Source organism: Nitrospira sp. (assembly GCA_005116745.1).
Classification (GTDB): domain Bacteria; phylum Nitrospirota; class Nitrospiria; order Nitrospirales; family Nitrospiraceae; genus Nitrospira_D.
Genome location: SWDS01000003.1, coordinates 64,577 through 88,974, shown reverse-complemented (window position 1 = coordinate 88,974; position 24,398 = coordinate 64,577). Strand labels below are relative to the sequence as shown.

Below are 24,398 nucleotides of genomic sequence, written 5' to 3'. Positions count from 1 at the left end.
CTACGCGCAGTGGCGCCTTCATTCACCCGTTGCACTTGGAACTTGAAACCGCCCAGCATATTCCTTTCCGGGTCCTTCCTGGAAGCGAGGCTGAATGAGGAAATTGCACTGTGTGCGCACAGTGCAACGGATACAATAAAACCAAGTCTCGCTTTCTGGGTAACATTAAATGAAATGCAGAAAAGTCTAACAGTGATAGACAAATGGAATTGTATTTCTTCGACGCGTGGTGGTCACCGGTGGGACGGAGCAATCGAACCATTTCAGTCCCATGACACATTGACTTCCCTTCGGAATGAACTTGTGCATTTCAAAGGAAGATATACTGAGGATGATGGTCCGCCTGTAAAAAGACTAAGGCCTCTGTTGAGCCAATTTAAAACAACGAGGGATTGGAAGCTTGAGGCCCTGAGAATTGATCCTTGGCTTGTCTCGTTAGTGAAGTCAAAACAACTAGGGGTGTGGATTGATTCAACGATATTCTCGCTCCATTCTCAGCTTGAAGAACTGTTGCTCGGTGCTACTTTTTCTCCTGCGCAAAAAGCCGTCAAACAAATGGGCATCGACAAATATGGCACTCCTCACAAACTAGTGAAACTGAGTAAGGGAAAAACTAAATCATCCTGAGAGAAGTATTGGGGTCGCGTCTTGTTCTCTGCATGCCAGTGAGCAATGAAGTACCCAATGGGGACTGGCATGCGTATTGACTTATTTTCATCCTGACGCATGCATATCTGCAGCGGCCAATCGCATCAAGACGGGCGGCACGTTTGTCCAGTCCAATATTCCCCGGCACTCACGACGATGAACTACAGCACGAACAACCAGTAGCTCATTTTTGCACGAGCACCGAGCCCCATGACCTTAATGGCAGCTTGGCGGCGGTCACCGTACGTTACGATGAGGATATGTTTGCAAGGGTGGGAGATGAGCAAGAGGATCTGCTGCTACAGCCGGGCTTTCATGATCAAGCCTCTTAATCGTTCTCGCTGGGCCAGGCGAATGCTGGTGAACTCCAGACCAAACTGTTTCCCGTCGATCCAACGCACGATGGCTTGATCAACGCGGAGGGGCCACTTAAAATCAGGAAGAAACAAGGACAGTTTCAGCAGCATCCCAACTGTCACGTCGATCGATGATTCGGCGCTGCACCCGTTTGTTGAGACGTCCAGAATCTTCGCTTCACCCTCAAAGTCATCATCGCCAAAGAAAAACAGGCGGCAGGAGAGGGCAAGTCTTCTGCCACGCCGGTCCTGTTGGTTCGAATCTGCCTGACCGAGCTCTCCAGAGGTCTTTGCTGTCACGGCGGTGGTCCTTTTCAACTAATGATCGGGCCAGCAGTCTTTAGTGTACGCATAGAGCTGGACGGAGCAAGTAGAATCTCTATTGTACCTAAAACTCCTTCGACCACGCGCACACTCCTGACTCCATCTTGACGCCCGCATCATCCTCTGCCACAAAGGACACCGAAAGCGAAGGCTTAAGAAGGAGAAGGGGCATGCGAACAGTCAGTCGACGGATGGGAGATCTCGCGCAATCTGAAATTCGGGCCATGACCCAGGCCTGCGCGAGTGCGAAGGGGCTCAATATGGCACAGGGAGTCTGTGATACGCCGGTGCCGCCGATCGTGCTCGAAGGGGCAGAGCAGGCCATCAGGGACGGACACAATGTCTACACTCGCTTCGATGGCGTGCCTGAATTACGGGAGGCCATCGCAGACAAACTGGACCACTATAACGGGATTCGCGCCGATCCTGAAACCGAAGTCACCGTCAGCGCTGGGGCAACTGGCGCCTTCCACTGTGCCTGTGCTGCGCTGCTGAATCCTGGTGATGAAGTCATTCTCTTCGAGCCGTACTATCAATACCATATCAGCGCGCTTATAGCGGTTGAAGCAGTCCCTGTGGTGGTCCACATGCAGCCACCAGCCTGGATCTATTCGTTGACCCAGCTTGAGCAGCTCGTGACCACAAGAACAAAGGCCATCACCGTCAATTCGCCCGGCAACCCTTCGGGCAAGGTCTTCAGCCGAACGGAACTTGAGGCGTTGGCAGAGTTTGCGTGCCGGCACGATTTGTTTGTCCTGACGGATGAAATCTACGAATACTTTCTCTATGACGGGCGACGGCATGTGAGTATGGCTTCCTTGCCGAATATGGCCGAACGGACGGTGACCATCGGAGGGTACTCCAAGACCTTCAGCGTGACGGGGTGGCGGATCGGGTATAGTGTGGCTGCACAGGCGTGGACACGAGCGATTGGCGCGATGAACGATCTCCTCTATGTGTGTGCTCCAGCGCCGCTTCAAATGGGCGTGGCTCGTGGTATTCGAGACTTGCCGGACGATTTCTATGGGAGCCTGGCTCGAGACTACCAGCACAAGCGCGACAGATTTTGCAGCGCTCTGGCGAAGGCGGGCCTCACTCCCTCGATTCCAGAGGGGGCTTATTATGTGTTGGCGAATGTGTCCCGGCTTCCAGGCGACAGCGGGAAAGCTCGTGCCATGTATCTATTGGATCGAACCGGTGTAGCTGGTGTACCGGGAGAGGCCTTTATCCCCGGTGCGGCAGGGGCCAACTTCGTCCGTTTCAGTTATGCCAAGACCGACCTAGATCTCGATGAAGCCTGTCGGCGGTTGACCCAAGCTGGTTTGTAGGTGCTCACGCGAGGAAGCAGCGGTCTCTTGCCTGAAGCCAGAGCCCGTGCTATGAACTCGACCATGAGTCTGCGCCTCGCTCCCATAGTCGCTGCTGTTGCTGCGCTGCTGTTGACGGGATGCAGTCATCGAGCGACAGTCCCTCTCTCTGTCTCCGCCGACCATTCCATCGGTGACCGTTCCGTCCTGGAAGGGGAATGGGAATACGAAGACGGCGGGGCGGTCGTTCTTCGACTCGATGATCAGGGCAACGGTACGTACGCATTCAAGGATGGGCGATTCGAAACTCTTCAGCTCAACGGCCGGACATGGATCGGTAAGTGGTCTCAGAAAGAAAACGACCGGGAAGGCGGTTTCGTTGTGAATCTCTCTGCCGACGCTGGGGAAGGCGAGGGGACCTGGTGGTATGAGCGAATCGGTACGAACAGGTCACCATCAGAGAAGGGAGGCACATTCCACCTGACTAGGAAAACCTCCATGACACGCCTTGGCGACACTCCTCCCGCACCCTGATCTTCCATCACTCGCCATTACGCAAGGCCATTGTGGGTCCCACAAGTCAGGCCTCTGAGCTGTCGCGCGAGCGCCTCGGGACAGTGTGGGCCTGTGGCGATGATGCCGCGATAGCGAGGCTCGCGTCGGTTAAAGAGTAGTTCCTGTCCAAGGCCATCGGAGATGGTTCCCCCTGCCTCCGTGATGAGGAGCGTCCCTGCGGCCACATCCCATTCATTTTCTGGTTCCCACGTGACGACTCCCTCGATACGGCCAGTTGCGGCGAGTGCGAGTACCCAAGCGATTGAGCGGATAGGCCGCTTATTGACCGATGGCTCCAGGGAGGTGAAGCGGCCGATCTGTTGTTCCCATTGATTCAGAGCAATCTCTGGATGTCGACCGTTCCACGAAGCTGGTGGAGCAACCGGTTTATTATTGAGGCGCAGACCTCCACCTCGAGTTGCAGTGAATAATTCGTCTGTGGAAGGGTTGAAGATGGCTGCCACGATCGGTCGACCCTGTTCAATGAGGCCCACGGAAATGCAATATTCCGGTTCACCACTGATGAACGCCTTCGTCCCGTCTATTGGATCAACCACCCAGACTCGTCGTTTCTGAAGTCGGTCCAGACGATCGGGTGATTCTTCAGAGAGCCATCCATCCTCAGGAAACGCCGACATCAAGTGGGAGAGAAGGACCTCATTCACGGCCAGGTCCGCCGAGGTCACTGGGGATTGGTCCGGCTTCTGAATCGTCTCAAAGCCATCGACGGCGAACCGTAAGGCTTCTACTCCAGCCTTCCGAATCGCCATGCTGAGAACATCTAGTTCATTGTTCCATATCATGACAGGAGAGTAGCAGGCCTGGAGTTAGATGAAAAGAACTGAGCGTGTACCACGCTTGACCTGGCCGTTGAATCTGCGTACAAGCAGGCTACGATGAAACTGATCCAGAAACGGTCGAAGAAGACGGGGCTCTCGCCAGGGACGCTCATTCACATCGGCGAACAGCGAACCGAGGCCGTGAGCATGACCCTGTTCAATTATGCCGGCGCGCGCTGCGAGGAGCAGGTCGTCACGGACCTGAATGCGTTTCAACTGCCTGCCGACGAAACCGTCACATGGGTGAATGTTAGCGGGGTCCATAAGGTTGATGTCTTGGAAGGATTCGGGAAACATTTTGGCCTGCATCCCCTTCTTCTGGAAGACATCGCCAACACGGACCAACGTCCGAAGCTCGACGACTATGAGACCTATTTCTTTCTCGTCATGAAGATGCTGACGACCTCTGAGCGAGGGGATATTGTCGTCGAGCAGGTGAGTTTCGTCCTTGGACGGAATTACGTTCTCTCATTCCAGGAAAACGGCACCGATGTGTTTCACACGGTGCGGGACCGTTTGAGAGGCGGGAAAGGGCGGCTTCGGCAAAACGGGTCAGACTATCTGCTCTATGCACTGATCGATGCCATCGTCGACCAATACTTTGAAGTCCTCGAACTACTCGGTGAGCGGATCGAGTCGCTACAAGAACGGGTTATGGCCGATCCCAAGCCGGACATTCTCAAAGACATTCATGGGCTGAAACAGCAGTTGCTGTTCGTACGCCGTGCCGTCTGGCCGCTCCGGGAAGCGATCAACGGTCTGTCTCGCTCGGACTGTCCGTTTCTGCATGAGTCCACAAAGATCTTTATTCGTGATGTCTATGATCATGTGGTTCAGATTGTCGACACCATCGAAACCTTGCGGGAAATGGTCTCGGCCAGTCTTGATATTTATCTGTCGAGCGTGAGCTATCGACTCAACGCCGTCATGCGGGTCTTGACGGTCATCACCACGATTTTCATGCCGCTCACCTTTATCGCGGGCATCTACGGCATGAATTTCGAGTATATGCCGGAATTGAAATGGCCCTTGGGCTATCCGATGGCGATCGGCATCATGGGTCTTGTGGCAGCCATCATGCTCATTGGCTTCCGTCGCAAGAAATGGCTGTAGCAGAATGATGTTGAAGCAGCCATCCAGCTTCGTTCTCACGTCATTTTGAAACAGGTGAAGTGCATCTCGTGAAGCGTGAAACGCGGAATAGAACAGCGGGAAAGATCTGGAGAGCTGCGGTCTTGCATGCGGAGAGGTGCGTCTTGGCGCACCGGGGTTGGGGGGGGGTGAGATGTCTGGACTTTTTGAACATCCTGGGAGTTGGTACAACTATTCTTGGACTTCGACTTTGTCCACGAAATAGGTGGTGTCCCCGAAGCAGGTGGAGGGAATGTAGCGATACTCCTTGTAATGCAAGATCACCCGTTTCCCCATGACCTCTGACAGTTGCGCGGCGACTTTATCGTCCGAGATCGTAAACGGCCAGAGAACAGGTGCCGTTCCTGGTACGGTCGTCATGGCCAGCTCTCCTTCATGGCTCTTACACAGCCAGCCCTTTGTTGAAAATTTCTGAATGTAGCCGGCCCGGTTTCCATCGGAATAGGTCCAGTTGAACACGACCGTCAGGTAGGCAGCGCCTAGAAAGAAGAGCAGCGTCACAAATAGTTTCACCGGTATCTCCTCAGTTACGAATGAATGTCGCTGAACAACCAAGGAGCGTCAGTCTTTCGACGAGACTCATAGGCCGTGATCTCAGCCTCATGTTGGAGCGTGAGGCCAATCGAATCAAGCCCTCGATAGAGGCAATCCTTGCGGAAGGGGTCGATTTCGAACCGGTATGTTGTCTTCTCGGGCGATGTGACTGTTTGGCTGCCAAGATCGACGGTGAGCCGGTATCCCTCGGTACCGATGGCGTGTTTCATGAGAGCCAGCACTTCATCTGCCTTCAGCACAACGGGGAGTATGCCGTTTTGAAAGCAGTTGTTGTAAAAAATGTCTGCAAAACTCGGCGCAATGATGCAACGGAACCCCTGATCCAACAGGGCCCACGGCGCATGCTCACGAGAGGAGCCGCAACCAAAGTTATCGCGCGTTAATAAGATCGAGGCCGATTGATAGCGAGGTTGATTCAAGAAAAAGTTCGGATCGGGCAATCCATCTTTTTTCTTCCTCCAATCAAAGAAGAGGCCCTCGCGGAGTCCTGTCCGTTTGATCGTTTTTAGAAACTGCTTCGGAATGATCTGATCCGTGTCGACGTTGATGAGATCCAACGGGGCAACGAGACCGGTGAGTAGAGTAAACGGTTCCATAGTGTCATCAGCTCCAATGTCGAATATCGACGAAGTGCCCTTCGATCGCTGCGGCGACCGCCATCGCAGGCGACACCAGATGGGTTCTCCCGCCTGCGCCCTGACGGCCTTCAAAATTTCGATTGCTGGTGGACGCGCAACGTTCCCCTGGCTGCAGGACGTCGGCATTCATGGCCAGACACATGCTGCATCCAGCCTCTCGCCATTCGAATCCTGCTTCACGAAATACGTGATCAAGGCCTTCCGCCTCCGCTTGTTGTTTGACGAGTCCGGACCCTGGGACCACCATGGCATGCACAGACTTGGCAACTTTTTTCCCCTTGGCAAGGCTGGCTGCCAGCCGGAGGTCTTCAATCCGTGAATTCGTGCATGAGCCGATGAAGACGCGGTCGATGGCAATCTCCGTAATGGGTGTGTTGGGCGAAAGTCCCATGTAGGTCAAAGCACGTTCCGTCGCGCTCTTTGTGTTGGCGTCGGACATCGTTCGTGGGTCTGGGATCTTTTGATCGACACCCAGCACCATCCCCGGACTCGTTCCCCAACTGACCTGAGGCGCGATGTCTTCAGCCTGTAACGAGACGGTCGCCTCATACTTCGCATCTGGGTCAGTGGTGAGCCGTTGCCATGCCTGCACGGCTTGTTCAAACATCTCCCCTTTTGGAACGAGCGGCCGTTCCTTCAGGTAGGCGATCGTCTTCTCATCGGGGGCCACTAACCCAGCGCGGGCTCCCCCCTCGATCGACATATTACAGAGGGTCATGCGCCCTTCCATGCTCAGTGCACGAATAGCTGACCCTGTATACTCAATCACGTAACCGGTTCCACCGGCCGTGCCAATTTTTCCGATAATCGCAAGGATAATGTCCTTTGCTGAGCAGTGATCGGAAAGGGTCCCCTCAACACGGACCTCCATCGTCTTTGGTCGTTTTTGGACGAGGCATTGCGTCGCCAGTACATGTTCGACTTCACTGGTTCCAATACCGAATGCCAATGCACCGAATGCCCCATGGGTCGATGTGTGAGAATCTCCGCACACGATCGTTGTCCCTGGCAGGGTGAATCCTTGCTCGGGGCCAATGATGTGCACCACGCCTTGTCGGATATCATCCATGCCGAAGTAGGTAATGCCGAAGTTGCGACAGTTTTCCTCAAGGGTCTGAATCTGCTTTGCGCTGATCTGATCGGCGATCGGTAGCGTCCGGTCGGTCGTCGGAACATTGTGATCCGGGACGGCCAGGGTTGCGGCCGGTCGTCGAGGCGTTCGCCCAGCCAGCTTCAACCCTTCAAACGCTTGGGGAGAGGTCACTTCATGAACCAGTTGTCGATCAATATAGAGGAGTGTGGTTCCGTCTGGTTCCGCCCGCACGACATGCGCATCCCAAATTTTGTCGAATAGTGTTTTGCCAGCCATGGCTACTCCTGTCTTTATGAATTCCAAGTGTCATTATATAGAGAAGTCCTATGGTCTTGACAAGTGCACGTCCAGAGCTTGTTCTGCGCTATAAGACGTGGTACCACCGCACCGATGGAATCCAGGCCCTGGAGCGAACCATGCATTGTTGAGTGGAGTCACCGGCTGATGGAGAGCTATCACTATTGGATCGGACAAGACCTTATCGATCGGGCAGGCGATCGAAAGGCACAGGCCCTTCGGTTATTCGAAGCATCCGTTGTCGTTGTGTCGCACGGTGTGGAGTCGGACCCGATCTTAAATTATGGCAATCAAGGAGCCTTGGATCTGTGGGAGTTGTCCTGGGAGGAATTCATCCAGACGCCATCACGACTGACGGCTGAGGCGGATGACCGTACTGAGCGGAGAAGAATGTTGGAGCAAGCAAAGCTCACCGGTTACTTCGACGGATATCGGGGGGTGCGAATTTCCTCGACGGGGAAGCGATTTCTTGTCGAGCAAGCCGTGATTTGGAATGTGATCGATCCTGCCGGACACCGCATCGGTCAAGCGGCGATGTTCTCTCAATGGTCATACTTGGGATGATCCAGGCGAGAGGGTATCCTGCATACCTTCCGGGTTGGCCAAGACGACCGTTACGGTATCGAGTCGAGCCCAAACTAGTCGGAGAGATACCATCGACGATAGTCTGTCTGTGAAGTCATCAACGAAGAAGTCAGGTCCAGAGTTCGAGAGGGCCGTGGTTGGCGATACCCCGCAGTAGATCATGGGTAGCAAGAATGCCGACCAGACGGCGATGGTGATCCAAAATTGGAACTGCATGAATCTGTTCATCTAACATGACGCGGGCAATTTCCCGGACCTCTGTTACGGGAGTGGCCGAAATAACTCGGGACGTCATGATGTCAGCCAATCGCCGTCTGGAGGCCTGTCGCGTATCGGCCGCTGTGATCAGTTCAGGAGCATGGCGGAGCAAGTCGCGATAGGACACCATCCCAACAAGGCTGTCGTGCATCGACGTGACGGGGATATGATGGAATCCCTTGTCTGACATGCTCATCCAGGCGTCAAGCCAGGTGCTATCGGATGGAAGAGAGATCACCGGAGTGCTCATCAGGTCACGCGCGAGAATCGCCGGTTTCGGGTGCGATTGTTCGATGCTCTGCTGTTGATAGGCTGTTTGTGCTGCCAAGGCTGAGTGATCCAGAGAGGAATCGTGTTGGCCATGATGCTCCCGTTCCCTCGAGTATTCAGGCCGGCCAATCCGTGGCCCAACCGGTTTGACCGGATATGCCTCCACGATTCCGTTGACTGCCAGAATGATGGACATGTCACAGCTCCTCAACTGCCCTATCGGAGTTTTCTGGAAATACTTAAGCGCGGTTCTGACCAAGCGAATAGTTAACGAGAGTACGGGGTGCTCTGCCACCATTTAGTGTCAATTGTCCGGCACCGAGAGGGCCGATACACGAGGCAATGACCACAGCTGCTTCCAGGGCCGTTGCTTGTGGAGCTGGATTCCATCGAGTGAGCCACGATTCAAGCGGCTGCGGCAGTTCTAAATCAATTGCTTCCGTTTTGACCGATATGTTATACGAATAATCTTACAATGTAGTGAGTGCCGAGACACTGTCGTAGACAACGAGTGCATACGATTGGAAGCAGTGGTGTTCTCTGTAAGTTTGGCGGCACATAATTCACAAGCCTCTAGTTTGTTTCTTCTTACATACTTCGCAAGGGGGGGGTAGTCATGGGCAAGACGATGTTGGCGGTCTTCTTTGGCTTTGGAATGGTGTTGGCTGGGGCGTCGAGTTCGTATGCGCTTCAAGCGGGAGGTGTAGAGACCGGCGATCTGGAAACGGGTTCTGTCGTCGGCCAGCCGTTTAAGGAGCTGAGTGTGGATGTTTCGTTCTTTGCTATTGAAATTGGAAACATGAAGGTCTGGTATCCGCCGATGACCGTCATCGATTTTAAAGCCCGTCCCGGTGCTCCAGTGTTGTTAAAAGTGACGAATAATGCAACGGCTGAGCACGGGTTCCAGCTCGGCACCGCCGTGAATCAATCTGCACCGACTGTCTTGCATACCAAGATCGTGCTCAAACCTGGGGAAACACAGTATATCGGTGTTCCGACCAGCGATCTGTTTTATTCCGGGGGAAATGTTCTTGAATATCGGTGCCACTTGCATCCGGGCCATGTCGGTGGCAAGTTGCTTATGCTGAAGTAGGTTGTCTGGATTTCGGTTGGCGAGAAAGGCCTCGGTGAAGCTCACCGGGGCCTTTTGCATTGTTCGGTCACAATAGCCCAAAACAAAGGGCTCTGGTTCTATCCAGAACCAGAGCCCTTAAATACATCACATAAAAATAGTTAGTTTCTCACCCCGCTCCATATTTTGGCAGGATCAATTACTTTATCTGGATTCAACGTCTTCGCCCTCTCCAGAAGCACATCCGTCGTTTCAGGATAGAGAGGATCCGAAATGCAGCAATTATCAACAGGGCAGACCGCCGCGCATTGGGGTTCGTCAAAGTGACCAACGCACTCAGTGCAACGGTCATGTGCGATGACGTAAATACTGTCGCCGACTCCCTGCCCATCGCCAACATGATTACCTTTGGTCTCAGCGTCACTCCTGGTTTCAAAGATCGCTTCATTGGGACATTCCGGGATACATGCTCCACAAGAGATGCATTCATCGGTAATCAATAATGCCATGACCCAAGCCTCCTTCTCACTCCAAAAGACTGACTAACTACGAGCACGTTGACAAGTTCACGCAGCTCACACCATAGTACTCCCATCGACGTGTGATGAGCAGGTATGCAACGTGATATTTTATTCCGTGATTCTTTTCCAAGTCAATCGAACGGAATCCGGTCAGAAGACCTAGCGTACGCCTCTGCATGAGGCATTGGGCCCGGCAGAGATAGAGACCGCCAAATACCATCAATGGCAGCTGATCAAACCCAGGCGAGCAATCGAGAGCAGCAGAAGAAGCGAATCATCATGATGATTCTGCTTGCCCTTCTCCTGATGAGTGTGTCGGTGTTCCTCATTGAGCGCAAGGAATCGGACATCATCGTCGTCAAGTTTCCGAGCGGTGTTGAGCTCGAAGCCGAAGTGGCGAACACGCCGGAGAAATTGCTCTTTGGACTCGCCTTTCGTGAGACCTTGCCCACGGGCGGAGGCATGCTTTATATCTTTGAGGAAAATGGAATGCATCGCGTGACAACCAGGGAATATCGATTCCCTATCGATATTCTGTGGGTGGATGAGGGACATCATGTCGTGCATATCCTGGAACATGCAGAACCATGCGCGAAAGACCCGTGCCCATTTTTTGGGCCACCGCCGGAAGAGGCTCGGTATGTGATACAGGCAGAATCGGGGTTCATTAAGACAACTGGAGTTGCAAAAGGCGACGAGCTCAAGTATGCCCTTCGTATGTAGGGTCTACGAAGAGGGTCAAGGAATCATACATGATGGATGGGTTTCAGAAAGTTGCACAGATCGATGAGGTCCCTCCGGGAAAGTCAAAGATTGTCACGGTGAATGACCGTCCGCTCGCATTGTTCAACGTCGAGGGGAAGTTGTACGCCATCCATAATAGCTGTCCCCATGAAGGGGGTCCGCTTATCGAGGGGAGACTCAAGGGGTATGTCATTGCCTGCCCTTGGCATGATCTGGCGTTCGACATCAGAAATGGGCAAGGCACCGACGGTGGCGGGTATTGCGTAGGGAGCTACGAAGTCCGGGTGGACGGCAATGATATTTTGATTGGCTCTCGGCGGAAAGCATAACAAGAGAAATCCGGTGGAACGGGTGTCTTCGCGACATGGATTGGGATATCGACGTGAGTATTTCCAGTGCCGATCACAATCCTACAGTAGACAGCACTGATTGCCGCGTGGTCACGGTCGACCAGCCATTCGTCATCCATTTATGGGAAGATCGCACCAGAGGTGAACAGTGGGTGCCGTCCTATGATGTCAAAGGGATTGCCCTTCTCAACGATGAGTTTCTCCGCATCGCGAGTAATAACGCCGTGGAAAATGGGCAACGCATCTTCGAATTTAAGGCCGTGCAGTCAGGCGGCCATCAGCTGATTTTCGAAAAGCGCATGGGGTGGAAATTTACTGCGGAAGATCGGCGCGTATTCAAAATCGAAGCACAGCCACCATCCGGGAATTGAGCCAATGCCAGACATCGCCTTCATTAACGGTCGCTTTTTGCCTTGGGAGGAGGCGACCATTTCCATTGATGACCGAGGTTTCCAATTCGGAGATGCCGTCTACGAAGTCATTCGCACGTATCGAGGGACGCCGTTCGAGTTTGCTGCACATCTTGCCAGGCTGAATCGGAGTGTGGGGGAACTGTCGCTTTGCCAGCCCTATACCAGGGCGCAATGGAACAGGTGGATTCAACAAGGACTTAGCCTGGCCGGGTATCAAGATGCCAAGATCTACATTCAGGTCACTAGAGGGGTGGCTCCCCGCGAGCATAGTTTCCCCGCCGATACTCTTCCAACGGTCGTGATGACCATCAGGGAGTTTCATCCGCTGGCACTGGACGTCCGCCGTACCGGCGTCAGCGCATGCACCCGAGAGGATCTCCGGTGGGGGCGTTGTGATATCAAAAGCGTTAATCTTCTAGCCAACGTCCTTGCTCGTGAAGAAGCGAGGAAGGCCGGTGTCTTCGAAGCGATTTTAGTCAGAGACGGTTTCGTCATGGAAGGTGCGCTGAGCAATGTCATGGCGATTCAGGATGGGGTGGTCATGACGGCTCCCGAAGGTCCTCGAATTTTATCCGGCGTCACACGAACCGTGGTCTTAGAGTTGGCGAAAAAGGACGGCATTGTCATCGAAGAACGGTTTATACCGCTCGATGTTCTGTACCATGCAGATGAAGTATTTCTGACGGGGACTACGCTCGAAGTACTCGGTGTTGTCCAGATCGATGGAAGAACCATTGGTTCTGGCCAGCCTGGTCCCATCACAAAAACACTGGCTGCTCGCTGGACTTTGTTAACCGGCTAGTGCTCTTGCTTTGCACCGGGGTGCATGGTATGGTGCGCCTCTGTAAGTGGGCTCATGCCCACTTTTTTGTTTGGATACATGTCAAAGGAAGATGGGCTGAGTATACCAGGCAGTCGTCCGCAGCTGGTTGCCGACCGGTTGTACGAAATCATTTCGCCGATCCTATGGACGCTCGGGCTTGAGTTGGTTGATGTAGTGCGCGTGGGAAAAGGCCCTCACTCGGTCGTTCGCGTTCTGATCACTAAATCGGATGGAGTCAGCATCACAGACTGTGAGCAGGCACATAAGGCCCTAGGACCGGCGCTTGACGTGGCCGATCCATTTCCCCATGCCTATACCCTTGAAGTCTCTTCTCCGGGTCTTGATCGACCCTTCAAGAGATCCCAGGATTATCAACGGGCGATTGGAAAAGAAGTGAGTCTCAAGCTTCGAGAGCCTCTCGAAGGCCAGTGGAAGATTGCTGGTCAACTGATGCAGGTGGATGAAGAAGCAGTCCTGCTGAAGGTGGTTGATGCGCGAACATTCGAGACGGTGAAATTGAGTCGAGACATGATTGCTGAAGCCAAGCTAGTTGTGAAGATCTAGAGGGGCGGAACGTTGGAGATTGTTAGTGGTAACCGGATGCAGGAGCGTGACGTATGAACCGTGAACTGATTACCGTGATCGACGAAATCGGGCGTCAGAAAGGGATCGACAAGGCCCGAGTCATTGGGGCCATCGAATCCGCCCTGCAGACCGCCGCGAAGAAGCGCTTTGGTCAGGCCGAAAATATCCAAGTGGAGATCGACCCAAAAACCGGGGAAATTTCTGTCGTTTCCAAGAAGATCATCGTAGAAACGGTCAGCAACCCAAAGGCGGAGATCTCTCTTCAGGAGGCCCGCCAATACGATAGTGAGGCGGAAGTCGGGGACGAAATTGGCTCGCTGATCGAAATGAACGAATTGGGGAGAATTGCCGCGCAAACAGCGAAGCAAGTGATCTTTCAGAAGGTGCGCGAAGCGGAATGGGAAGCAGTTCAAAGGGAATATTCCACACGTCAGGGCGATCTCGTGACAGGAATTATCCTCGGCATGGAGCGCCGGAATTACCTGGTGGACCTCGGAAAGACGGAGGCCATCCTGCCGATCCAAGAGCAGATTCCTCGTGAAACCTATCGGCGCGGCGATCGCGTGAAGGCGATGTTGTTAGAGGTGCGTCGGACGCCCAAGGATGTTCAAGTCATTCTGTCTCGTAGTCATCCGCAGTTTGTGGCAAAACTTTTTGAGCTCGAAGTGCCAGAGGTCATGGAAAAGATCATTGAAATCCGATCCGTCGTTCGAGAGCCTGGGGACCGAACAAAGATCGCGGTCACGTCTCGTGAAAAGGCTGTTGATCCGGTGGGAGCCTGCGTCGGCATCAAGGGTTCCCGCGTACAGGCGGTCGTTCGCGAGTTGCGGGGCGAGAAGATCGATATCATTACCTGGACCCAGGATCCGCGAGTCTTTATCGCCGAAGCCTTAAACCCTGCAACAATCGAAAAGGTCGGGATTGATGAAGAGAAGAAGTCGGCGCTCGTGGTCGCAGCCGACTCGCAATTATCGTTGGCAATCGGAAAAAATGGTCAGAATGTCCGGCTTGCTGCGCGCTTGACCGGGTGGAAGATAGACATTATCAGCTCAACAGAATACGAAAAAGAGAAGGTCGAGCGTGATCGGGAAATTAAAGCCGCGATTGCGGACGAAGCCGAAGCGCAACGACTGCAAGAAGAAGCTCGGCAGGCTGCCAGAGCTGAGGAAGCAACGAGCGGATAGAATACGGAACCGTCCTCATGGCTATGCGTGTATACGAACTTGCGAAGAAGTTAGGCATGGAAAATCGAGTGCTCATCCCCGAGCTCAAGAAGTTGGGGGTCTCGGTGTCATCTCACAGCAGTACGCTTGAGGAGGATATCGTTCAGAAGGTGTTGGATAAGATGGCTGCAAAATCGACGAGTCAAGGGACGGGAATCGAGAGAGAGGTCGGTGCAAAGTTGGCGGAGCATACGAGTCGAGGGAAAACTGTGGGGGCAAAGGGCCCTGTCGTCGAAGAGCCGCTCAAGCCTGATAAACGGCGCATTCTCATCAAGCGAAAGAAGGAAGACGAGCCCATTGAGGCCATTCTTTCAGCCTCGATTGGTGAGACTGAGCGTTCAGCGCAGCCCGCGTCCTCAAGTCTTGTGACGACACCGACTCCATCGGTTGAGCGCCTTGCTAGCGATGGCCCAGTCGACCGCAGTCTTCCAGTGAAAGAAGGTCTTGTCGAGGTAGCTCCATCCGCACCGGTGCCACTCGATGTGAAGCAGGAAGCGCCGCCGGCCAAGCCGACTATCGCGCCGGCCATACCCGTGGTGGCGACTCCCGAGTCTGTCGCCAGTAAAAAGAAAAGCATGGCATTCGAGGCTATCGAGGCAGAGGCTCTCAAGGAAAAGCTCAAGAAAGCGAAAAAAACAGGCCGTCCTAAGGATGAGCAGCAAGATGTGAAATTACGTGAAGACGCCGCTCGCTGGCAAGACCTTCGTGCCATTCCAGTGCAGCGCCGCGATGACCGATCGAAGCATGTCCACCATAGCACCCCGGGAGAAGTCACCAAGCCACGTCGCAAGAGCGTGAAAGTGACCCCTCGGACAACGGTGAAAGAATTCGCTGAGTTGATCGGTCAACGGCCGGCCGACATCGTTCGCAAACTGATGGATATGGGACAAATGTTGACGTTTCAGCAACCTATGAGTCTAGACGCTGCATCAATTTTCGCCGAGGAAAGCGGAATCAAAGTTGAGGTCTCGGTCGAGAAAATTGGGGACGAGTTGCTGCAAGATATCATTGAGACCGGCGATGATGAACGGCCGGAACCTCGACCGCCGGTGGTGACCATTATGGGGCACGTCGATCACGGGAAGACGTCGCTCCTAGATGCCATTCGCCAAACAAAAGTGGCGGAAGGGGAAGCCGGGGGCATTACTCAGCATATCGGCGCCTATACCGTCTCAGTGCGCGGTAAGCAGGTCACGTTTCTCGACACTCCTGGTCACGAGGCGTTTACGGCCATGCGATCTCGTGGCGCAAAGGTCACGGATATCGTCATTTTGGTTGTTGCGGCAGACGATGGTGTGATGCCGCAAACGATCGAGGCGATCAACCATGCCAAGGCAGCCGGAGTACCGCTGATCGTGGCGATGAATAAGATCGACAAGCCGACCGCCAATCCTGATCGGGTAAAAAACGCTCTTTCGGAACATGGATTGATTTCCGAGGCTTGGGGTGGCGATACCATTATCGTCGAGGTGTCTGCTAAAGAGAAAATGGGTCTTGATACTCTCCTCGAGATGATTTTGCTTCAGTCGGAAGTACTTGAACTCAAGGCGGATCCACACAAGCAGGCGAAAGGCACTGTCATCGAAGCCAAGATTGAACGCGGGAGGGGTCCAGTTGCGACGGTGTTGGTTCAGAGTGGGACTCTACGGGTGGGCGACGCCTATGTCGTTGGAATATTCAGCGGGCGTGTTCGGGCTCTCCTTAGTGATCGCGGTGAAAAATCGCAGCAGGCAGGGCCGTCCATTCCGGTGGAAGTTATTGGATTACCGGGCGTGCCGTCAGCGGGAGATGTCTTCCATGTTGTCTCCAATGAACGAGTTGCCCGAGAGATCGCGGAGGAACGAGCGCAAAATCGTCGAGCTGCAGAGCTAACTGGCCCCGCGAAGGTCACCTTGGATGATCTCTTTGCAAAGATTCAAGAAGGATCCGTGAAGGAGTTGGCCATTGTCGTCAAAGCCGACGTGCAAGGATCGTCTGAAGCCTTGGTTGGCGCGGTTGAAAAGCTGTCGACGAATGCTGTCAAGCTACGCGTGATCCATAACGGAGTTGGTGGGATTATGGAATCTGATGTGTTGCTTGCCTCCGCGTCGCGAGCCATCATCATCGGTTTCAATATCAGGCCAGAACCAAAGGCAGCAGCATTGGCCGAACAGCAGGGTGTCGATATCAGGCTCTACACGATCATTTATGACGCCATCGCAGACATCAAGGCTGCGATGGAGGGCTTGCTTGAGCCGACCCTGAAAGAGCGCGTGTTAGGACGAGTGGAAGTACGGCAGGTCTTTATGATTCCAAAGATCGGAGCCGTAGCAGGGGCGTATGTGATTGATGGAACGATCTCTCGGTCAAGCGTCGGAGTCCGAGTGATTCGGGACAATGTGGTGGTCTATCAGGGTAAACTTGGTTCGTTACGGCGGTTCAAGGATGATGTTCGTGAGGTGCAGCAGGGGTATGAATGCGGGTTGAGCGTCGAAAACTTCAATGATGTCAAATCCGGCGATATCATTGAGGCCTACACAGTCGATAAGATCCCGGCGAAGCTCTAGTAGCAGCCGAATGATTTTTATTGTAGCCTCTTATCTGGAGGCCTGACCAGCTCATGAAGCTGAATCACGGAGCCTCTGGTGTGGGCCGGCGCTAACCGAACCCAGGCCATGGTTGTGGGGCTATACACCATCGAGTTATTCATTCCAGGGAGCCAGTCGCTTAAAGACAAGCGTCAAGTCCTTCATGGGATTAAGGACAGGCTTCGTGGCACGTTTAACCTCTCAGTTGCCGAAGTGGATAGCCAGGATCTCTGGCAGAAGGCTATTCTTGGAATGGCGTGTGTTTCGAATGAGCATAACCACGTGAGCCAGGTGCTTGAAAAAGCGTTGAATCTGATCAAAAGCATGCCAGCAGTTGAAGTGTCACGAGTTCAGCTGGAATTCCTCTAAGTCCCCTGTCATGCTTGCGACTGGTAAGGCTGGGTACGAAGATGTCGAAGACGACCTATAAAAGAGCAGACCGAGTCGCTGACCAGATTCGCATGGAAGTGGCGGATATTCTCATGCGGAAAATCAAGGATCCTAGGGTCCATAACGTCACGGTTACCGATGTCGAGATGACAGCGGACTTGCGCATCGCGCATATTTTTGTCACGACCATGGAAACGGAAGAAGCCGAGCGCGATGTCTTTACTGGCCTCTCAAAAGCCAGTGGGTTTGTGCGGTCGGAATTAGGACGACGCCTCTCGCTCCGCTACCTGCCCGATGTGATTTTCAAGAAGGACGTGAGCGGACCTCGCGGTGATCGGATCATGCAGCTCTTGGAAGGCCTGCATGGGGAGACTGAACAGCAGGAAACCCAGGACTCTCCGAGCAGTGCTCAGAGAATCACGGACTCTTAAGGGTATGGACCGGACAGGTATCAGAACGGACCTGGGTGATGTCCTGGAGGGAGTCCTTGTTGTCCATAAGGAAGCCGGCTGGACCTCACACGATGTCGTCGCCAAGGTTCGGAGCTTATTGAGGGGAAGCAAAGTCGGTCATGCCGGTACGCTGGATCCTAGTGCCACCGGTGTGTTGCCTATCCTGGTCGGACGGGCCACAAGGATCGCCGAGTACCTGATCGATTGGGATAAGGAGTACCACGCCGTCATGCGCTTGGGGGAAACCACCGACACCCAGGATGCAACCGGGCAGGTTTTAAGCAGGGTTGATCCAAGTGCGATCACAGAGGACATGCTTCAGGCAGTGATCACCCGATTCCGAGGAGTGCAGCAGCAATTGCCACCAATGTATTCAGCGGTGAAAGTCGGTGGACAGCCTCTGTATAAAGCCGCCCGGGCAGGCAGGACGGTCGATCGGGCAGAGCGATCGATTGCCATTCATCAGCTGGAGATCGTGGCCGTTCACGGTCGTGACGTGGCCCTGCGCATTGTGTGTTCCAAAGGCACGTATATACGCACCTTGTGTACCGATATCGGACAGGCCTTAGGGGTAGGAGGGCATCTCTATGCGCTCGAGCGTCGCCGTGTCGGCCCACTGTCCATCGAACAGTCCGTGACGATTGATCAAGTTGCCAGCCATCTCACGATGGGAACTCTCACGAAGCAATTCATGTCGTTGGATCAACTCCTCGTCCAACTTCCGGCAGTAGTCGTGAACGCGGAACAGGCGCAGCGTGTCTTGAATGGCTCACCAATTTTTCCGATGGGAGTCGGGCAACTCCCTCCTGCCCATTCCACAGTTTCGGTACGCCTCAAGGATGAAGCCGGTCAGTTGTTGGCCATTGGAACTCATGATGCCAGCGGCATGGGGTCGATTCGAATTCGCAAAGTACTGAGTCTCTTGAGTCATTAATACGGAAGGAGTAAGTATGGCATTATTAAAAGAAGTAAAGAGTGAACTCATCAAGCAATATCAGCAGCATGACAAGGATTCCGGATCGCCGGAAGTTCAGATTGCGGTATTGACCAACCGGATTACGTATCTCACCGAACATTTCAAGACTCATAAAAAGGATCACCACTCGAGGCGTGGATTGTTGCAGCTCGTTGGACGGCGGCGGCGTCTTCTGGACTATCTCCGTGGTGTGGAGGAAGCGCGTTACAAGACCGTGATCGAGCGACTCAACATTCGTAAGTAACCGGTCGTGCGAACAGCGGCGTTGACCGGCGCCATGGCATCGTTCGAATGTCCCACAGATGAACACCGACATGCGCTCACACCAAGTGTGCGGTGCTAAGAGTGAAAAGCTGTAAAGCTGGCGAGAAGTTCGTCGCTTTCAGCTTTTCAACTACTCATCTGCCGTTGAGCGTATCTCAGTGGGCATCTGTGGATCTAACCAGAGGAGACACCATAGATGATACACGTCGTAGAAATCGACATTGCAGGTCGAACCCTTCGCCTTGAAACTGGCCGTGTCGCAAAACAAGCTGACGGGTCGATATGGGCCTCGTATGGCGACACGGTCATCCTTGCGACGGCCGTGGCTGCGCAAACCGCCAAGCCCGGCATCGATTTCCTGCCCTTGACCGTTGATTACCAGGAAAAGGCCTACGCGGCCGGGAAAATTCCTGGAGGCTACTTCAAGCGAGAAGGTCGACCGGCTGAGAAGGAAGTCCTGACCAGCCGCTTGATTGACCGACCCCTCCGCCCGTTGTTTCCCGAAGGCTACTATTTCGAGACGCAGGTCATTGCCTCCGTCCTATCGGCAGATAAGACCGGTTCGTCGGACGTGATTGGAATCACAGCGGCATCAGCTGCCCTCGCGGTATCGAACATTCCGTTCAACGGCCCCGTGGCCGGTGTGAGGATCGGTCGCGTCAATGGTCAGCTCGTCGTCAATCCTGACCTTGAAACGATGGAGCAGAGCGAGCTGCATCTGGTGGTTGCGGGCACAGCGGACGCGGTAATGATGGTGGAGGCAGGTGCCAATGAATTATCCGAGAAGATGATGCTCGAGGCTCTGGAATTGGCTCACTCCGAGATTAAGAAAATTGTTCGGAAGATCGATGAACTGGCCAAGAAGGTCGGAAAGGTGAAGCGGGTCGTCGTTCAAGAGTCGATCGATTCCGCGTTGCAGACCGAGATCAAGGCGTTGGTTGCGCAACCCATTCGTGACGCCATCATGATTGCCAACAAGACTGCCCGGCAGGAGCGGTTGGACCACATTCTGGCCGACACCATCGCCAAGCTGAAAAAGCCAGAGGATTCCTCGAGGGAGCGGCACATCAAGATTGTGTTCCATCAATTGGAATACACGGAAGTCCGGAAGATGATTTTAGAGAAGCGATCTCGCGCCGACGGACGCGGTCCTGAGGATATTCGTCCAATTACTTGTGAGGTTAGCGCCCTGCCGCGAGCCCATGGTTCTGCAATCTTTACCCGCGGCGAAACACAGAGCTTAGCGGTGGTGACGCTAGGGACGAGTGATGATGAACAGCGTATCGATGCGTTGGAAGGCGAGTACATGCGGACCTTTATGCTGCATTACAACTTCCCGCCATTCAGCGTCGGTGAGGCGAGGCCGCTTCGCACGCCCGGACGGCGTGAGGTTGGGCACGGAGCCTTGGCGGAACGGGCGTTGAAGCCTGTCATCCCGGGCAAGGACGTCTTCCCCTACACCTTACGGATTGTGTCTGAGATTTTGGAATCCAATGGATCTTCCTCGATGGCAACCGTGTGCGGTGGGACGCTGGCCATGATGGACGCAGGCGTTCCCATCAAGGAGCCAGTCGCCGGCATTGCGATGGGTTTGATCAAAGAAGGGGACGACGTCATTATCTTGTCGGATATTCTCGGCCTTGAAGATCATCTGGGTGATATGGACTTCAAAGTGTGCGGGACCAAGAACGGTGTGACGGCACTGCAAATGGACATTAAGATTGGTGGCATCACCACAGCGTTGATGCAGCAAGCCTTGGAGCAGGCCCGGGTGGGACGTCTCCACATTCTTGGCCATATGGCGAAGGCCCTCGGCAGCCATCGCGCCGAGTTGTCGGCGTTTGCCCCTCGTATCTATACGATGAAGGTCAAGCAAGATAAGATTCGCGATATTATCGGACAGGGCGGCAAAACCATCCGGGGCATTCAGTCCGACTGCGGCGTCAAGATCAGTGTCGAAGATACCGGGATTGTGACCATCGCTTCTGCAGACGGCACCTCCTTACAAAAAGCCAAAGAGATCATCAACCGCCTGACCGAGGAAGTCGAAATCGGGAAAATCTATACGGGAACGGTCAGAAAGATTATGGACTTTGGTGCCTTTGTGGAGGTACTGCCTGGCACCGATGGGTTGGTCCATATCTCACAGTTGGCGCATCATCGAGTGAAAGCCGTGTCTGACGAGGTCGCCGAAGGCGATCAAATTCTTGTGAAGGTGCTGGAGATCGATAGACAAGGCAAGATTCGGCTTAGCCGAAAAGAAACCATGCCCGCACCGACGGGCGGCGGTACAAACGAGTCAGTGGGCGGGTAACACTTGTACCGTAAGCTCATCCTCAAGAACGGGATTCGCTTGGTCTCCGAGCGAATCCCAACCCTCAAATCCGTCACCATCGGCATCTGGGTCAATACGGGCTCTCGTGATGAAAGTCCAACACAGGCTGGGTACGCCCATTTCATTGAACATATGTTCTTCAAAGGCACGACCACTCGATCGGCCACGGACATTTCTCGTGAAATCGATGCGTTGGGGGGCGAGATGAACGCCTTCACCACACGAGAAACCACAACCTACTACGTCAAGGTATTAGATCAACATCTCCCAAAGGCCCTCGACCTTTTGGGAGATCTGTTTCTCCGCTCCCGACTTGGAAAGAAAGAAATTGAAAAGGAAAAGCAGGTCGTCCTTGAAGAAATTCGAATGGTTCAAGACGATCCCGAAGATCTCGTTCAAGAGTTACATACTAAGTTAGCGATGGGCACACATCCCTTGAGTCGTCCGATTCTTGGGCGGGAATCAACAATCGCCCGGATCCGCCGACAGGATCTCATCGAGTACATTGATACGCACTATCGTCCCGAAGAGATCGTGCTCGCCGTAGCCGGGAACTTCAATCAACAGCAGCTCGAAAAGACGATGGCTCGCACCTTTGGGAAGTATCGCCCTTCGTCAGACGTCCTTCCTCGGAAACGTTTGCCTCCAGAGATCTGTGGTGGCGCCATCGTGAAACGCAAATCGTTAGAGCAAGTGCACCTCTGTCTAGGACTCAAGGGCGTTGCCGCCGGTCATAAGGATCGATATGCGGTCTATGCGTTGAACAGTGTCCTTGGTGGTGGCGTTAGTTCAAGGCTGTTCCAGGAGATCCGTGAAAAAAGGGGCTTATCCTATTCAATCTACTCATTTTTGTCGGGTTATTCCGATGGCGGTACGATCACCGTCTATGCAGGCACGCAAGCACGGGAGGTTGAGCGTGTTCTTGAGCTCGTTAGCCGTGAGATCCGGCGCTTGCGCAGAGATGGAATTGATCGGCATGAGCTAAAACGGACAAAAGAACAGATGAAAGGCGGCCTCATGCTCAGCTTGGAGAGTTCGCATAGCCGGATGAACAAGCTTGCCAAAGATGAATTGATCTCCCGCGGCCATACGAACCTGGAAGACATGATTGTGAAAATAGATGCGATTACCCCACAACAAATAAGTCACGTAGCACAGGATCTCTTCACCCCTGGGAAAATAGCCCTAACAGGGCTGGGGCCACTGTCCACACGGCAAGTGAAGGCGTTGAGCGGACAATTCCCCAAAAGCCAAGCCTGACCACAACATACTTTCCAGCCGGAGAAGACGTATAACGTATTGTTTTGTATATGCTGTAAGGACTGTGCATCATGCCTGTGACAACTCTGGCAAACATTTTCTTGACAGGGCCTTGTAGTTTCAGTACCGTTCCGGTACCAACCGGACGGCCTTGCGTTGGTTTTTGGTCCAAGTTATTGAAGAACTCTAAATTTTCAAGAAGATTTGTGAGTTATATCAAGACCGCGTAATAGAAAGAACTAACATCCTAATCCGAGTATCGTGCTCAAATCGACGAAGGAGGGATTACCTATGAAAAGCGCTGTCGTTCTAGCTGCAGCGGCGGTTTTTTCGTCTTTGGGTTTGCTGGCGGCTGATTTTTCATTCGCTGCAGGTGCCATAGAGCACCTAGGCCTTGCTGATGCGGTCGTTGGAGGGAAGCCCCTAAAGGCTGCTGAGGCGGCCAAGAAGTTGCAAGGTCGCGTCTGGTCGCAGTGGGCGGACAACCCCGATGGGGAGCTCTTGTTCGGCATTCAATATTGGAATACAGGAGAACCAGGGTCCGGCGACAGTGGAGGGCGATCATCAACGATGCTTGACGTGAAGCCGCCTGATCCATTGTTCAGTTGTTGTGCCTGGGGATTCTCCGGCGGCAGTGAGAAAAATTCAACCTATTCCGGCTGGTACCATGCGGCCACCACGGTTCGTCTGGCGGTCAAAGACAAAGCCTTGATGGACCAAATAATCAAGGCCTCTCAAGAATTGGTTGCCATGGAAGTCACGCTGGACGGCAGAATGATCACCGGGTTCAAAGTCATCAAGGAGTAGTCACGTTCAAAGCGTACAGATGATGTTGTTCAAGGAGGACGCGATTATGATGTTGTACAAGCAAGGTGCCGCCATGCTGGCATCCGTTGCACTGGTAGCTGGTCTGACTTCAACTGCCTCGGCTATTGAGTCATTTCAAGAACGATTCGAATGGGGTGACATGAGCAAACCGACCACCATTCAAGGTCGGGTGATCATCCTTGATCCATACGATGAAGCCGTGTGGATTAACACAGCCGTCTTCGGTGGGAATGCGGAGAGTGGATTGTATTGGCAAAAAGTTCATCCTGGCAAAACGCTGAAGTTCTATGCCGATAAGTCAGCCTGGCAAGAGCTGAAGAAGATGGGTCGCCTTCATTCTGGACCTACGGCAGCCAAGGAAGTTCCCCCTGGCAGCACGACGGACTTGATCGAATTCGTCGCCACGGAAACCGAGCAGAATCACCGGGTGATTTCATCGGTGAAGAAGTTACCTGAGGTGTCTGGTTCGGTGGGGAAGCCTCTGAGTATTTCCGCGCTTCGTCTTAGGGAATGCGCTGGAAAAAATGAATTCGAACCAACTTGCGCGAAAGGCATGGCGGGTCTTAACAGCTCGCCAGTGACGCCCGATGGCGGCAATGTGGGCATGCAGTACGATGTGATGCTTCCAGGCGGGAAAACCGTCGGTGGTCTGATTCATTCAACTGCACAATATAATCAAGCGCACTGAAGACTCTTGCAAGATACGAGCGGGCGGCAT

General features: G+C 53.7%; 28 protein-coding genes. 21 read left to right on the top strand and 7 right to left on the bottom strand.

Annotated elements, in window-relative coordinates; genetic code table 11:
• Nucleotides 1-366: 366 nt before the first annotated feature.
• Nucleotides 367-627 (top strand): hypothetical protein, encoded by a 261-nt coding sequence (locus E8D52_05170; GenBank protein TKB69755.1) that lies wholly within the window; start codon nt 367-369, stop codon nt 625-627.
• Between the two features lie 320 nt (nt 628-947).
• On the opposite strand, the gene E8D52_05165 is transcribed toward E8D52_05170, so the two are convergent.
• A complete protein-coding gene (locus tag E8D52_05165; protein ID TKB69754.1) occupies nt 948-1,322 on the bottom strand; it encodes a PilZ domain-containing protein in 375 nt (124 codons plus the stop codon).
• Between the two features lie 176 nt (nt 1,323-1,498).
• Between E8D52_05165 and E8D52_05160 the strand changes: the two genes are divergently transcribed.
• Together E8D52_05160 and E8D52_05155 are read left to right on the top strand one after the other, a co-directional pair.
• On the top strand, nt 1,499-2,656 hold the full coding sequence (locus tag E8D52_05160; protein TKB69753.1) for an aminotransferase class I/II-fold pyridoxal phosphate-dependent enzyme: 1,158 nt from the start codon (nt 1,499-1,501) through the stop codon (nt 2,654-2,656).
• Between the two features lie 51 nt (nt 2,657-2,707).
• Nucleotides 2,708-3,169, top strand: a complete 462-nt coding sequence (locus tag E8D52_05155; protein TKB69752.1) for a hypothetical protein — start codon at nt 2,708-2,710, stop codon at nt 3,167-3,169.
• Between the two features lie 17 nt (nt 3,170-3,186).
• Here the strand turns inward: E8D52_05155 and E8D52_05150 are convergent, their stop codons facing one another.
• A complete protein-coding gene (locus tag E8D52_05150) occupies nt 3,187-3,993 on the bottom strand; it encodes a 3'(2'),5'-bisphosphate nucleotidase CysQ (GenBank protein ID TKB69751.1) in 807 nt (268 codons plus the stop codon).
• A gap of 93 nt (nt 3,994-4,086) precedes the next feature.
• On the opposite strand from E8D52_05150, the gene corA reads away from it, so the two are divergent.
• The gene (gene corA / locus E8D52_05145; protein ID TKB69750.1) at nt 4,087-5,142 is read left to right on the top strand and encodes a magnesium/cobalt transporter CorA; all 1,056 of its coding nucleotides are present in this window, start codon (nt 4,087-4,089) and stop codon (nt 5,140-5,142) included.
• Between the two features lie 210 nt (nt 5,143-5,352).
• On the opposite strand, the gene E8D52_05140 is transcribed toward corA, so the two are convergent.
• The 3 genes from E8D52_05140 to leuC are packed head-to-tail and all read right to left on the bottom strand — an operon-like array spanning nt 5,353 to nt 7,743.
• Complete coding sequence (locus E8D52_05140) at nt 5,353-5,700, bottom strand: hypothetical protein (GenBank protein ID TKB69762.1); 348 nt, start codon at nt 5,698-5,700, stop codon at nt 5,353-5,355.
• Nucleotides 5,701-5,708: 8 nt separating this feature from the next.
• The gene (gene leuD, locus E8D52_05135; GenBank protein ID TKB69749.1) at nt 5,709-6,332 is read right to left on the bottom strand and encodes a 3-isopropylmalate dehydratase small subunit; all 624 of its coding nucleotides are present in this window, start codon (nt 6,330-6,332) and stop codon (nt 5,709-5,711) included.
• Between the two features lie 7 nt (nt 6,333-6,339).
• A complete protein-coding gene (gene leuC, locus E8D52_05130; protein ID TKB69748.1) occupies nt 6,340-7,743 on the bottom strand; it encodes a 3-isopropylmalate dehydratase large subunit in 1,404 nt (467 codons plus the stop codon).
• A gap of 114 nt (nt 7,744-7,857) precedes the next feature.
• Between leuC and E8D52_05125 the strand changes: the two genes are divergently transcribed.
• Entirely contained in the window at nt 7,858-8,328 is a 471-nt protein-coding gene (locus E8D52_05125; protein ID TKB69747.1) for an MEKHLA domain-containing protein, read from the top strand.
• 130 nt (nt 8,329-8,458) lie between these two features.
• On the opposite strand, the gene E8D52_05120 is transcribed toward E8D52_05125, so the two are convergent.
• Nucleotides 8,459-9,175 carry a CBS domain-containing protein gene (locus tag E8D52_05120; GenBank protein ID TKB69746.1) on the bottom strand — a complete coding sequence of 239 codons (717 nt, stop codon included), beginning with the start codon at nt 9,173-9,175 and terminating at the stop codon, nt 8,459-8,461.
• A 318-nt stretch (nt 9,176-9,493) separates the two neighbouring features.
• Between E8D52_05120 and E8D52_05115 the strand changes: the two genes are divergently transcribed.
• Nucleotides 9,494-9,970: a hypothetical protein gene (locus E8D52_05115; GenBank protein ID TKB69745.1), complete on the top strand. Its 477-nt coding sequence runs from the start codon at nt 9,494-9,496 to the stop codon at nt 9,968-9,970.
• A gap of 140 nt (nt 9,971-10,110) precedes the next feature.
• On the opposite strand, the gene E8D52_05110 is transcribed toward E8D52_05115, so the two are convergent.
• Nucleotides 10,111-10,458 (bottom strand): YfhL family 4Fe-4S dicluster ferredoxin, encoded by a 348-nt coding sequence (locus E8D52_05110; protein TKB69744.1) that lies wholly within the window; start codon nt 10,456-10,458, stop codon nt 10,111-10,113.
• Between the two features lie 234 nt (nt 10,459-10,692).
• Between E8D52_05110 and E8D52_05105 the strand changes: the two genes are divergently transcribed.
• The 15 genes from E8D52_05105 (at nt 10,693) to E8D52_05035 (ending at nt 24,368) form a co-directional block, all read left to right on the top strand.
• Nucleotides 10,693-11,193: a DUF192 domain-containing protein gene (locus E8D52_05105; protein ID TKB69743.1), complete on the top strand. Its 501-nt coding sequence runs from the start codon at nt 10,693-10,695 to the stop codon at nt 11,191-11,193.
• 29 nt (nt 11,194-11,222) lie between these two features.
• The gene (locus E8D52_05100) at nt 11,223-11,543 is read left to right on the top strand and encodes a non-heme iron oxygenase ferredoxin subunit (protein ID TKB69742.1); all 321 of its coding nucleotides are present in this window, start codon (nt 11,223-11,225) and stop codon (nt 11,541-11,543) included.
• Nucleotides 11,544-11,578: 35 nt separating this feature from the next.
• Nucleotides 11,579-11,935 (top strand): hypothetical protein, encoded by a 357-nt coding sequence (locus E8D52_05095; protein ID TKB69741.1) that lies wholly within the window; start codon nt 11,579-11,581, stop codon nt 11,933-11,935.
• A gap of 4 nt (nt 11,936-11,939) precedes the next feature.
• Nucleotides 11,940-12,779: a D-amino-acid transaminase gene (gene dat / locus E8D52_05090; GenBank protein TKB69740.1), complete on the top strand. Its 840-nt coding sequence runs from the start codon at nt 11,940-11,942 to the stop codon at nt 12,777-12,779.
• A gap of 24 nt (nt 12,780-12,803) precedes the next feature.
• Nucleotides 12,804-13,364, top strand: coding sequence for a ribosome maturation factor RimP (locus E8D52_05085; GenBank protein ID TKB69739.1), 561 nt, complete (start codon nt 12,804-12,806; stop codon nt 13,362-13,364).
• A 53-nt stretch (nt 13,365-13,417) separates the two neighbouring features.
• Entirely contained in the window at nt 13,418-14,569 is a 1,152-nt protein-coding gene (gene nusA / locus E8D52_05080) for a transcription termination/antitermination protein NusA (protein ID TKB69738.1), read from the top strand.
• Between the two features lie 23 nt (nt 14,570-14,592).
• Nucleotides 14,593-17,154 carry a translation initiation factor IF-2 gene (gene infB, locus E8D52_05075; protein ID TKB69761.1) on the top strand — a complete coding sequence of 854 codons (2,562 nt, stop codon included), beginning with the start codon at nt 14,593-14,595 and terminating at the stop codon, nt 17,152-17,154.
• 108 nt (nt 17,155-17,262) lie between these two features.
• Complete coding sequence (locus E8D52_05070; GenBank protein TKB69760.1) at nt 17,263-17,544, top strand: DUF503 domain-containing protein; 282 nt, start codon at nt 17,263-17,265, stop codon at nt 17,542-17,544.
• Nucleotides 17,545-17,585: 41 nt separating this feature from the next.
• On the top strand, nt 17,586-17,996 hold the full coding sequence (rbfA, locus tag E8D52_05065) for a 30S ribosome-binding factor RbfA (GenBank protein TKB69737.1): 411 nt from the start codon (nt 17,586-17,588) through the stop codon (nt 17,994-17,996).
• Nucleotides 17,929-18,951, top strand: a complete 1,023-nt coding sequence (gene truB / locus E8D52_05060; protein TKB69736.1) for a tRNA pseudouridine(55) synthase TruB — start codon at nt 17,929-17,931, stop codon at nt 18,949-18,951. Before rbfA ends, truB begins: the two co-directional genes overlap by 68 nt.
• Before the next feature lie 16 nt (nt 18,952-18,967).
• Complete coding sequence (rpsO, locus tag E8D52_05055; protein ID TKB69735.1) at nt 18,968-19,237, top strand: 30S ribosomal protein S15; 270 nt, start codon at nt 18,968-18,970, stop codon at nt 19,235-19,237.
• 216 nt (nt 19,238-19,453) lie between these two features.
• Nucleotides 19,454-21,571, top strand: coding sequence for a polyribonucleotide nucleotidyltransferase (gene pnp, locus E8D52_05050; protein TKB69734.1), 2,118 nt, complete (start codon nt 19,454-19,456; stop codon nt 21,569-21,571).
• A 3-nt stretch (nt 21,572-21,574) separates the two neighbouring features.
• Nucleotides 21,575-22,852, top strand: coding sequence for an insulinase family protein (locus E8D52_05045; protein ID TKB69733.1), 1,278 nt, complete (start codon nt 21,575-21,577; stop codon nt 22,850-22,852).
• 291 nt (nt 22,853-23,143) lie between these two features.
• Nucleotides 23,144-23,659 (top strand): hypothetical protein, encoded by a 516-nt coding sequence (locus E8D52_05040; GenBank protein TKB69732.1) that lies wholly within the window; start codon nt 23,144-23,146, stop codon nt 23,657-23,659.
• A 46-nt stretch (nt 23,660-23,705) separates the two neighbouring features.
• A complete protein-coding gene (locus E8D52_05035) occupies nt 23,706-24,368 on the top strand; it encodes a hypothetical protein (GenBank protein TKB69731.1) in 663 nt (220 codons plus the stop codon).
• Nucleotides 24,369-24,398: the final 30 nt, after the last annotated feature.